8 protein-coding genes are annotated in these 12,508 nt (G+C 42.5%); 2 read left to right on the forward strand and 6 right to left on the reverse strand.

The features are described from left to right. Nucleotides 1–225: 225 nt before the first annotated feature. Complete coding sequence (locus L3V35_RS02260) at nucleotides 226–1,116, forward strand: LysR family transcriptional regulator (RefSeq protein WP_114635084.1); 891 nt, start codon at nucleotides 226–228, stop codon at nucleotides 1,114–1,116. Nucleotides 1,117–1,256: 140 nt separating this feature from the next. Here L3V35_RS02260 and L3V35_RS02265 read toward each other — a convergent pair whose 3' ends face one another. The 6 genes from L3V35_RS02265 to L3V35_RS02290 all read right to left on the reverse strand — a co-directional run bounded on the left by L3V35_RS02265 (nucleotide 1,257) and on the right by L3V35_RS02290 (nucleotide 11,192). Then, a complete protein-coding gene (locus tag L3V35_RS02265) occupies nucleotides 1,257–6,179 on the reverse strand; it encodes a transporter substrate-binding domain-containing protein (protein ID WP_237298239.1) in 4,923 nt (1,640 codons plus the stop codon). After that, a complete protein-coding gene (locus L3V35_RS02270) occupies nucleotides 6,172–7,197 on the reverse strand; it encodes a two-component system response regulator (protein WP_054545659.1) in 1,026 nt (341 codons plus the stop codon). The genes L3V35_RS02265 and L3V35_RS02270 overlap by 8 nt, the downstream gene beginning before the upstream one ends. Before the next feature lie 289 nt (nucleotides 7,198–7,486). Next, nucleotides 7,487–8,251, reverse strand: coding sequence for an ATP-binding cassette domain-containing protein (locus L3V35_RS02275; RefSeq protein ID WP_102557138.1), 765 nt, complete (start codon nucleotides 8,249–8,251; stop codon nucleotides 7,487–7,489). Between the two features lie 12 nt (nucleotides 8,252–8,263). Continuing rightward, nucleotides 8,264–9,214 (reverse strand): iron chelate uptake ABC transporter family permease subunit, encoded by a 951-nt coding sequence (locus L3V35_RS02280; protein ID WP_237298240.1) that lies wholly within the window; start codon nucleotides 9,212–9,214, stop codon nucleotides 8,264–8,266. Continuing rightward, nucleotides 9,207–10,160 (reverse strand): iron chelate uptake ABC transporter family permease subunit, encoded by a 954-nt coding sequence (locus L3V35_RS02285; RefSeq protein WP_016793445.1) that lies wholly within the window; start codon nucleotides 10,158–10,160, stop codon nucleotides 9,207–9,209. The genes L3V35_RS02280 and L3V35_RS02285 overlap by 8 nt, the downstream gene beginning before the upstream one ends. Before the next feature lie 99 nt (nucleotides 10,161–10,259). After that, nucleotides 10,260–11,192: an ABC transporter substrate-binding protein gene (locus L3V35_RS02290; RefSeq protein WP_237298241.1), complete on the reverse strand. Its 933-nt coding sequence runs from the start codon at nucleotides 11,190–11,192 to the stop codon at nucleotides 10,260–10,262. Nucleotides 11,193–12,163: 971 nt separating this feature from the next. Here L3V35_RS02290 and L3V35_RS02295 point away from each other — a divergent pair. Continuing rightward, nucleotides 12,164–12,373, forward strand: a complete 210-nt coding sequence (locus L3V35_RS02295) for a hypothetical protein (protein ID WP_004731601.1) — start codon at nucleotides 12,164–12,166, stop codon at nucleotides 12,371–12,373. Nucleotides 12,374–12,508 lie beyond the last annotated feature (135 nt).

The raw sequence follows: 12,508 nt of genomic DNA on the forward strand, positions 1-12,508 counted from the left end.
TTCCTAAATATGAGCACAGTGGGTCAATAGACCAAATAATCAACAAAGTCGCAACACTTTGTTACTCAAAAGAACTCCAGCAAACAACCGCAGACTCTGCCTCGAACAATATTCAATCCAGCATACTTTGATCTTCGCTGCTTTACGCCCTAGGGTTGAAATTATCATTACTTAAGATAATAATAATTTTCTATTATTTATAGGCTTTAGCATTTGAAGGTGAGTATGATTAATCCACTTTGGCTCAATACATTTAAGACTCTGGTTGAAGTTGGACATTTCACCCAAACCGCAGAAAAGTTGTATATGACGCAGCCCGGAGTTAGCCAGCACATCAAGAAGCTTGAACAAGCTTGTAATTGTGACCTGCTTTCTCGGGAAAATAAAAGCTTCGAGCTGACCGAACAGGGTCGGATTATGTATCGCTATGCGCTCAAGCTAGAAAAAGACCAAGAAGATCTCTTTGAGTCTCTGAGTTTTGATAACCCTTATGCAGGACAATGTCACCTGTCTTGCTCTGGTTCACTCTCTTTACGTCTGTACCCCAAGCTTCTTGAACTTCAGCAGCAACACCAAGATCTGAGCATTAACTTAGAAGCGGCTCCAAACAAAAAGATATTGAATGACCTGATCCAAGGCACCACCGATATCGGCATTGTTAGGCACTCCCCAAACGACAGTTACTATCAAAGCCAAGTCATTGGTAAAGAAGCACTCTGCCTCATCGTTCACAGCAGTCTGGCTCACTTAGAGATAACACCACAAGTACTGCACGACATTGGCCTGATTGCGCATCCAGATTCTGCTCACTACCTGTCTTTGTATTTCGACCTGTGTGGAGACAAGGATCTTGCGAACATCAACGTTAATGAAATACCAAGATCTGGCTACATCAATCAGCTTCACCAGATCTTGCTGCCAGTATCGAAAGGGTTAGGCTTTACCGTCTTACCGGCTGGCGCAGTTGAGCACTTCCCGGAAAGAGACAAGTTGCACGTTGTGCCACCCAAAATAGAGGTTGAGGAAATACTGTATCTGGTTCAAAAACGAAACCGAAAACTGCCGCACCGATACGATACGGTTATCGATCTGATCAAACAGAACGTGAGTGGTTAGAAGCGTTGATTAGTTGATTAGTTGATTAAATTTAAAGCCTTTAACCCAGAAGATTAGAGGCTTTAGTACTGAAGCACTTGTTATTCAGACAGTAATAGCGATAAGACAGCAACTGTTATATGCCGACTAAGCAAAGCGGCTTATTCCAAGGTACTGAGAACCTGACAGGCTCGCTCGAAGTCATAATTATCTAACGCACTTTGCACATCGTTAAGCGCAACAGAATTTGGATACTCTGTAAGTAACTCGGCCACGTATTGCGTTGCATCGTTATCATAAGCTTCCAGCAGCGAGAGTAGCTTAACCCTTTGATCTTCTTTGACCACGGTTCCCATCGCACTTGCTTCACTCATGTATTCCACTTGTGGCTTCACAATCTGGCTTTCCGTTGCTGCAATAAGCTCAACTAACCTCGCCTCACCTTCTCTGAGGGCTTGATCATCACACAAACGATTGTGAGCTTTATCTTCTAACTCTCCCATCAAATCAGCAAACCTGAGGCCGCCAATCGACGCTGCCATACTTTTCAAAGTATGCAGGTTTCTTTCAAGCGTAATCCAATCGTCTTGTGCCAAATTATCAACCGCATCAACCATCATGCTTGGGGCTCTGCTATGGAACTTCCCAATCAGTTTGTTTTGAAGTTCTGCATCATGATGAGTGAGCTGTTCAAATCGTTGCTGAGAAAACACACTGATCACATCAATGCTGGTAGGTTGATTTGTTAGGCCTTCGAGTTGCTCTGCCTGCCCATCTAACGGCGCTGCCTTCTCTTCTACCATCACCTCTGGCACGATGTACTTGATAAGCAAAGAGGTCGCTTTATCAATGATTATCGGCTTATCTAAGAAATCCGTTACCCCTGCGTCTCTTGCTCTCTGTTTTGCATCAGCGAATACATTGGCCGACATCGCAATGATAGGAACTTGCGTATCAAACTCTCTAATTTTTCGTGTCGCTTCGAAGCCATCCATAATCGGCATTTGAAGGTCCATAAAAATCATTTCGTAATTGTTAGTTTGAGCTAACGCCACGGCTTCTTTGCCATTTTCAGCTAGATCAGCATTCAATTTAGCACGACTAAAATATGCCAGAGCTAAATCTTGGTTCAGCTCGTTGTCTTCAACCAACAACACCCTTTGTCCTTTAAACTCAATATGATAATCCAGTTTAAGTTCTTGCGACTTAAAGTCCGCGAGTTCCTCTGTGTTCGATCTAGGTAACGTCAAAGGGAAAGAGAACTCACTGCCCTGTCCCAATATGCTCACTACTGAAATTTCACTGCCCATGGCTTGTACAAGCTTTTGACTGATATTAAGCCCTAAACCTGTGCCCCCAAACCTGCGCGTGGTGGTACTATCTGCTTGGCTAAACGCTTGAAATAGTTTATGTAGGTTCTCTTCTGATATACCTATCCCAGTATCCGAAACAATGATCTTCATACTCACACTGTTCTCGTTAGATTTAACCAGTTCAACGGCTAAGGTCACTTGCCCGTACTCTGTAAATTTAATGGCATTACCAATAAGGTTCAGGATCACCTGAAATAGCCTCAATGGGTCACCAAGCATTGGCATCTCTAGTTCCGGTGCAATCGACATTGATAAATTAAGCTGCTTTTCGATTGCTTTCGACTCCATCAACTCAATCACATCTTTGAATGTCGTTACAGGATCAAAGGGAATACTATCGATAACAAGCTGACCCGCTTCTATCTTTGAGAAATCAAGAATATCGTTGATGATAGTTAATAATGAATGACCCGAACGATGCACTTTCTCAATATAATTTCGAGCGACCGGATTAGATATTTCCCCAATCGCTAGATAAGATAAACCAATAATCGCGTTCATCGGCGTTCTTATTTCATGGCTCATGTTAGCTAAGAATTCAGATTTGGCTTGGCTCGCCAAATCGGCTCGCTTTTTCTCTTCTTCTAGTTGTTCATTTAGGCGTTTCATTTCTGAAATATCAAAAGCCCAAAATAGAGTCGCGACTTCCCCATCAAGCTCGAGTAGGTAGTAACTAACAAGAGCGACAAAACGACTGCCATCAAATTTCCGAAGCACTAACTCCCGATTCACAACCTTACCGTTAAGATTCAGTTCTTTATACAAAGTATCACGATCGGATAAAGTGTTGTAAACGACTTCAACATCAATAGAAGAGAGCTCTCTTCGCTCTACTCCAAAAAGACGTTTCGCCGTATCATTCGTATAACGAACTTGTTCGTCGACAATAACACTCGCAGCTATAGGGGACGTGTTCAAAATGTTGTAAAGCTGATTTTGTGCTTTACGAAGTGCTTCGGTAGCGTTATTAGCAATAGTGATTTGCTTAGATAATTTCCTATTCCAAAATACAATCAACAATACTATCACCACGGAAAATACCGAGATGGTATAAACGAGTTGGTAATCAACTTTTTCAATCGCTTTAGGTGCCGCCCATTTAGCGGATATTTTTTGGTGGTCTTCTGCAGAGATACTTCCTATTGCTTTGTTAACAATAGACAGTAATAACGGCTCTGATTTAATGACGTGTAAGGTCGGCGATAAAAAGAAATCCAATCGACCAATAATTCCGATACCTCGATAACCAAATGAATTGATCAAATAATTCAACACATCGACAGTATCAATAAATCCATCGAGCTCACCAGATTCAACTCGATCCAACCCTTCTTTGGTGGATTCGACAAGATCCCATTCAATATTTGGGTAACTTTCAACAATGGCTTCGGTATTAGCACCACTGGCTAATATTCCAAGCTTCCAACCTTTAGCCTCTTTAAGCACAATACTATTTACATCACGCCTTGAAGCTATCGCAAGGCGACTAGAGAATAGCGCTTTTGCTGGCTTTACACTTTCGCCTAATGAGCGGTTCTCAACCGCAGCTGACACTAAATGTACTCGTCGATGATCAACGAGGCGACGAGTTTCTTGCCAACTTTCAACGTCGACATGACTAAGGCGCAGTCCGGTTTTTTGTTCAATTAACTTGAGGTAATCATCAATCATCCCTATATATTCATCCCTGTTTGACAAAGCTTCATAAGGTAATGAGTTTGGATCGATACCTATCTTTAGTTCGGGATGATCCTTGATCCATTGACGCTCTTTCTGACTTAGGTTAAGAAGTTCACCAGTCAGGCTGTTCGATTGGTAAACATCTGAGATATAACGCTGAGCTCCTTCACCAAATGACTCAAATTGGTCAATTGAAGGGAAATACACATAATTACTCTCAACCGAATTGACATCAAAATAAAATGTCATGAAGCCCGCATTAATGCTTCCTGTTTGCGTTTTATAACCAGCACCTTTGGTAACAGATGATAATTCAGACGTATTCTTTTTACTCAGTGAAGAATCTAATACTTCGCCTAAATACCAAGATTCAATCGGTCTTTTATTATTATCCGCTTGAGCAGAAATAACCTTGAATGTGTGCTCAGCATCGAATATGTCAAAGATCTTAGGGAGTTCTTCGAAGCGGTCATTCACAATAAAGTAAGCGGAGATTTGAGCGATAATATCGGCTTTTCTAAGTACAGGAGTAAGATCATTCTTAACTTGGGTTTCAAGTATCTGTTCAAACTCATCATCAGTTTGCTTTAAATATTTAATCGCTTCGTTAAAACTGTCTCTTAACTTGGGCGTTCTAAAATCAACATAAATTGGATAATCGACTTTAAAATCTTCGTGTAGTTCGATTTCACGCATTTCAATGAAACGAGTATTTGTCACAAACCATCTTAATACCCGTTTTTCGACCATTAACAAATCAACATTTTGTGCTCGTAGTTGAGAAAATGCAGACTCTAAGCTATCAATATCTTCAATTCGATCGATGCTCACCTTATCTTTAAGTAGTTCGACAGAATTTTTTATTGGTGATGTTTCATCGAATAACAAAGCACCTAAAGATAGGTTCTTGGCAGATTTGAGGTTCAAGTTACGTCTTTTTAACGAAACTGGCACGAATTCAACATCCATGACTTTGTCACTCAAAAAGTGCACTGAAGACCCGTCAGCCTGTATCCCTGAGACAAACGATATCGAACTATTGTTATCGATGGCTTGATTTGCAGCACTACGAGGCAACGTGACAACGTCACCAAGTCGGTAGCCCATGCTGTTTAGAGCCCTTTGCATAATGTCGTGTTCGATACCGACAGAAGTGCTATCCGGGTACATATATGGTGGATTACCAAAACCAAACACCCCTTTAACTGGAGTTCGGTAGGGTGAGTCTTTTAACCAATGCGATAGGATCCGGTTTTTCTTCCCAATATCAAACGTTGCAATTTGTTGGTTTAACAAAGCAAGCAATTCGGTGTCCTTAGTTCGAACAACCATTGCAGCTTCTATGTATTTCCAGCGGTCGAGAACGTAATTGACCGCTAAACTGTATACACCACTCTTGTGAGCAAGATTTAATGTTGTAACGGGCTCAGCGAGCATCCCATCGACTGAACCATCTTCCAGTGCTCGGATAGCATCAATCGCAGTATCAAATTGGACTCTTTCGATTGAGCTCAGTTGTACCCCCGACTTTTCTAGATCGATACTATCTTGAACCATCGCGATACGCCGCTTATCGGACTGCTCAATGTTGTCGGTAGTAGGGTCGTCGGTAGGAAGAATCACCGCGATTTGGTAAGGGATGTAAGGATTAGTAGCGAGAAATCGCCCACCTTCGCTCGGATCAAACTGTTGGAAAGGGAAAACATCTCCTTTCCCATCAAGTAGCGCTTGTTTCGCGTCAGAATTAGAGTTTACGCTTATAAAATCCGTTTCAATTCCATACTTAAGTTCAAACTCGTTCGCCCAATCCCGAATGATACCGGACACCTCCCCTTTATCATCAATAAACGAATAAGGATAATGACTGGAAAGCGCGATAAAGGTCACTTTAGGTTTACTTTCTAACCACCGGGTTAAATCACCTTCACTAACACTCACGGCATGAGCATGTGGTAAACCAATGAGAAGAAATAACAAACTAGAAATGAGTATAAAGCACTGCTTAATCCATATAACAAAGCGCTTATTCATCTTTAAATTTCTCTTTAATCGCTAGTATTTCGGGCAAGTTGACGAAAAAAAGATCGACGATAGTCGGATCAAAATGCTTGCCTTTCTGTTCTTCAAACAAGCTCAGCGCCTCATCGACACTCCAAGCCTTCTTATAAGGACGCTCTGCTGTCAGGGCATCAAATACGTCAGCAACGGCCGCAATTCGTCCGACCAATGGAATATCTTCGCCGGCTATCTGGTTTGGGTAACCACTGCCATCCCACTTTTCATGGTGATACTGCGCGACTTGAATGGCCATACGCATCAGTTTGGAATCGCCCTGCCTACCAAGGATTTCAACACCGAACTCGACGTGTTTCTGCATGGTAGTCCATTCATCGGCATCCAATTTGCCTGGCTTCAGTAACACACTGTCAGGAATGCCAATCTTGCCAATATCATGCATCGGCGCTGCATCACGTAAGGTCTCGGCATCTTCGTCTGTCATGCCCAAGGCTTTGGCTAATATCTCGCAATAATGGCTCATGCGCATAACATGCATGCCTGTTTCGTTATCTTTAAATTCAGCGGCTCTACCCAATATGTTGAGCGTTTCTAGTTTGCCGAGATTGATCTCTTGGGTTTTCTCTTTCACCTGACTAAACAAAGCTCGTTGCTGGTCATAAAGAGCAATATGGGTTTTTACACGTTGTAGTGCAATTTCAGGTGTAATTGGCTTCGTTAAATAATCAACAGCACCTAAGGACAAGCCTTTTACTTCGGCTTCAGGGCCAATCTTTGCGGTAACGAATATAATGGGGATATGCGCAGTATTTGGCTGAGCTTTTAATTGACGGCACACTTCGTAGCCATCGATGTCAGGCATCATGATATCAAGGAGAATAAGATCTGGCTGCGGCACCATCTTCGCTATTTTGATACCGATAGTACCGTTAATCGCGACCTTAACTTGATAGGTATCTTTGAGGATTGCCGTTAACACATCTAAGTTACTTGGGGTGTCATCCACGACTAACACTATAGGTTTACGACTCATTGACACCTCTTATAAAAATCAAACAGTTATAAACATAGTGTAGATGGGTTTTCGTACCTCTCAACATGAAAATGACAAATGATTGTTAAAAATGAAGAGTCAATCTTCGAGTGACATCAAACTAACGGTTTGCTCCTCGTCTGATGTCAAAAATACGGCAGAGATTAGCGTATAACACAAGAGGGAATATGCTGTCTTGGACATATGAACCATACGAAAAGAGCTCCTCATATGGGAGCTCTTTTCATTTCGGTAACTAAGGGGTTAAGCAGGCTAGAGACCCAGTAATCTAACGACCTGAATAATACATACAGATTCGAACGCCATCGAACTCGCGAATCTCAAATGGGATCTCGTAGATCGATTCCATCACTGACTTTTCAACCACTTCAGAGACCTTACCCGACTTAACCACTTGGCCCTTCTTCATCGCGACAATGTTATCAGAGTAACAAGAAGCAAAATTGATGTCGTGAATCACGATCACCACCGCTTTATTGAACTCATGCGCTAAACGACGCAGCGTCTGCATGATTTCGACCGAGTGTTTAATATCAAGATTGTTCAGTGGTTCATCTAGGAACACATAATCTGTATCTTGCGCCACAACCATCGCGATAAACGCCATTTGACGCTGACCACCACTCAACTCATCAAGGTATTTGTTTTGGATATCGGTAATGCCAAGGTGTTCTAGCGCTGTATCGACGATCTTATGATCTTCGTCTTTCAAGCGACCTTGAGAGTGTGGGAAACGACCAAAACAAACCAACTCACGAATCGTAAATCGCATATTGATGTTGTTTGACTGTCTTAACACGGCAAGGTGCTTGGCTAGCTCTTTGGTATCCCACTCAGCCAATAACTTATCGCCAATGACCACTTCACCCGCGTCACTGTCTGTTAAACGGCTTGCCATTGAAAGCAGTGTACTTTTACCCGCACCATTTGGGCCAATGATAGAAGTCACTTCTCCTTTCGGGAACATAGCACTGGCATCATCAACCACGAGTGACTTGCCATACTTCTTAGTTAAACCTGTTAATTTAATCACTACTTACTACCTTTACTGAATTCTGGTGCGTAACAACAAGAACATAAAATACAAACCACCGACCAAGTTAATGATCACACTCACTGTGGTTTCAAACGCCATTACTTTTTCGATGAACCATTGACCAGACACGAGCAACACTACCGCTAACAAGCTGCTAGCGATGATTAGAGTACGGTGCTGATAAGAGCTGAATATCTGACGAGCCAAACTTACTGTAATTAAACCGAAGAAAAGTACCGGGCCAACCAAGGCAGTTGATACCGCGACCATCACTGACACAATAACCAAGGTAATCTGAGTCAGTCGCTTGGTATTCACGCCCAAGCTTGTTGCGTTATCGACACCAAGCCAAAGCACATCAAGCTTAGGCGCTAACAACCACAGGCCAAGCAAGCTCAAACCTAATGGAATCAGGCTGAGGTAAACCAGTTCGCCTTTCACGTTATTGAAGCTTGCGAACATCACATTCTGCAGCACCGCGAATTCATTGGGATCAGTCAACATCGCAAGGAAGTTCGCTAAGCTCGAGAATACGCTGCCACACACTATGCCTATTAAAAGCAGTGTGAATACGTTATTTCGCTTGCTCTTAAAGTAGAAATGGAACAGAGCAAACGAGAACAAGATCATCACGGTTACAGACATCGAAAAGTTTGCGATTGAATCAATGACCCAGAAGCTTGTACTGCCAAACACAAACAGAAGCACCGTTTGAACCAGCATATACAAGCTGTCAAAGCCCAAGATGGATGGGGTTAGAATTCGATTATTAGTGATGGTTTGGAAAACCAATGACGACGCCGAGATCGCCACCGCCGCCAACACAATCGACAGCAATTTTGGTAGTCGCAGAGACAAGAAGAACTCATAGTTATCCCACGTAAGTCCCTGCCCCACAAATACTGCCGCCATACACAAAGACGCGATGGCCAGAATCGCAATTTTTACTGAATCACGCATTCGACTTGTCTCTCATGATTAGGTAGATAAAAATCAAGCCACCAAAGATGCTGATTACCATCGAGATTGGAATCTCATAAGGGAAGATGACGATTCGAGCTAACAAGTCACAAACCAATACCAAGATCACGCCCCAATAGGCTGTCCAAGGCAGAATCTTCTTCATGTTATCGCCCATCATCAGCGACACGATATTCGGCACGATAAGGCCAAGGAATGGGATAACACCAACGATCATCACCACAGAAGAGGCACAGATAGCGACCAATGCAACACCAATGAAGACGATCTTCTGATAATTCAAGCCGATGTTTTTCGCAAAGCTCTCGCCAATACTCGCCGCACTGAACTGACTCGCGAAGTAGTAAGCCAACACACAAGCAGGCACTGCGAGGTAAAGAATTTCATAGCTGCCTTGCAACACACTCGCAAAGTTCGCCATTGTCCATGCCGACATGGTTTGTACTAAGTCGTACTTGTAAGCAATAAAGGTTGTTAGAGACGAAACAACGTTGCCATACATGATGCCAATCAAAGGCACCAACACCGCATTCTTAAACTTAAGGTGTTGTAGAAAGCGGACCAATAGCATGGTTCCGAAAACCGCAAACGCGAAAATGAAACCTAAGTAGCTCCATTGCGCTGCATTGCCCAGAACCAGAATACCGACTATGTAGCCAAGCATGGCGCAGTCAATGGTACCCATAGTCGAAGGCGCGGCAAACTTGTTCTGCACGATCTGTTGCATGATCAAGCCAGCGACACTCAAGCCCGCACCGGCAAGTACAATCGCGAACAGTCGAGGGATTCGACTAACAACATAAATAGAGTTGGCGTGTTGGTTGCCATTGAAGAAGTCGCTAAAACTGATTTCAGCGACTCCAATCATCAATGACATAATGCATAACACAACAAGAAATACAGCAGCGGCAATGGGTTTCAACATAGAAATAATACTAAAGGTAGGGCACTTTGAGTCCGTATGAAAAGTGAAAAAGGGCTTATAAGAACGCTCTTATAAGCCCAAAAATCTGATGATTGATGACTATTGAATCGTTCGTTCAATATCACCCAACATTCTGTGAATCGCTGTCACGCCACCACCAGCCAAATACCAAGCACTTGAATCAAGGTAAACGATGTTGCCTTTCTGCGCTGCAGGTGTCGCCGCAACTAATGGGTTATCAAACAGCTGTTGTGCGCGCCCTTCTGATTTACCGATCGCTTTTTCGCGGTCAAGAACGTAAAGCACTTCAGGTTTTGCGTCAGCAATGTATTCGAACGAGATTAGGTTGCCGTGAGTCCCTTTAATTGGAGCCACTGTCGCACTCTTTGACTCCTCGAAACCAAAATCATCAAAAATGATCGAGAAGCGACTGCCCTTATTGAACATCGCAATGTTGTTGCCGTTGTTCATCAGCATCATTGCAGACGTTTCGTCAGACGCAACTTTGTCGTTTACCGCCGTGATAGACTCTTGAGTCTCTTTGATGATCGCTTCTACTTCAGCTTGCTTACCAAAGATGTCACCTAGCGCGCGCCAGTTTTGCTGAGCATCAGCCCAGTATTTATCACCTTCAATAGAGAACATGACCGTTGGAGCGATTTGTGCCAGCTTGTCGTAAACCTTAAGCATACGGTTTTCCGCGATAATGATGTCAGGCTTCAACATGTAGATAGCTTCAAAATCCGGTTCACTCAATGATCCTGTATTTGCTGTCGTTTCTTTGTACGAAGCTAGGTAATCGGGCAGCAAGCTATGAGGCGCACCAACTGGCTGTACACCAATTTGATCAAGCACATCCAAGCTACCAAAGCCAAGTACTACAACGCGCTGTGGTACTTCAGTAAACTGCGCCGTGCCCTTTACGTGTTCAATGGTCAGGGTTTTCGCTTGAGCGGTCATCAGTAATGATGATGCAAGAACGATGGCAAGCCCGCTTAACAACTGGCGAACTGAATTGATTGTTTTCTTCATGTTTATTCCTTTGCCATTGATACTAACCACCACTCATGACAATGAAAGTCACACTACTCATAGGCGAGCATGGGGCGAACACAACGGCTAAATAACGATAATTTAAAGTCTGTCATTGCTTTGATAACAAACCCGTAACGCAAGTGAGAACTATTATCAATTATATTTGCGTTAAACTGGCGACACAACAACTTTATTATTCAGAAATGTAAAAGTGAGTATTCATATTTTGCGTAGTCAGGAGAGATACTAGGGATCAGAAATAGCAAAAAGACGCGAAGAGGAAAATTATCATTAATCTGAAGAATAAACTGATGGGGAAAAATGCCTGAAAACCCTGTAATTACAACGCTAAATCACAGAATTACGACGCCAAACCCCAGAATTACAACGCTCAACCTCAGAGTCACGAACTGTAATTTACAATGTAAAGACCATATATAACAGAGAGTTAATCATCAATAAATTAGCTAAACAATTAAAACCACTAATGACAAAGAATACGAAGCGGTGCAAAGCCAAACATCTGTCAGGTATCATGGTGAATCACCTGCCCATCGCTCATTTAACTCTCAACAAGCGACGGCAAATCATTCAAAAATATTTTTTAATTTAATTTAAAATAGGGTTGTAATTTCAAAAACTAGGCGTATAGTTCGCCACTTGGCTCTAATCTATAGAGCTGTTAATGCTAAAGTAAGTCCAAGTTCCTCAAAGACAGTTCTCGATTACCTCGTTACACCATCTCTGCGTCAGCTTTCACCTAGATAGTCATTCAATAGCTTTTAAATTCGATCCTCACTACCGATCTATCGTCATTCGCTCTCTTGTTAGCGAAGTCAAAATAGATCGACCACTTAAATATAAATGTAATAAACACAAGGCACAGTTATGTCACGCAGAACAACACGACAAACCCATTGGTACCAACTATCACGCGACAAATCAGTCAATAAACTAAAAGGTAATAAATGCTCAAGATTAAAATAGACTTACACAAAGAAGAAATTTCATGGGTCACAGAGATTCGACAGCTTAATAGCGATATACTCCACCGCCACATATTGCCCAAGCTACAACATCACAGTTATCTCATCGATTTTGAATTTAATGAACGAGAAAGCATCGGAACTATTGTTTCAGGCAACGGAAACACCCTAGGACATTTCACACTCCTATAGCATTTCCCATAGGCTACAAAAAGAAACACCGTTTAGTCCCAAAGATGTAAAAGATGTCACCCTCAATTCGCTCTAGCAGAACAAAATAGAGTAGAAGTAAAACAGATCAGAAACCTAGCCCTTTTTGCATTTCAC

The sequence above is a fragment of the Vibrio sp. L5-1 genome (genome assembly GCF_021728315.1).
GTDB lineage: Bacteria > Pseudomonadota > Gammaproteobacteria > Enterobacterales > Vibrionaceae > Vibrio > Vibrio splendidus_K.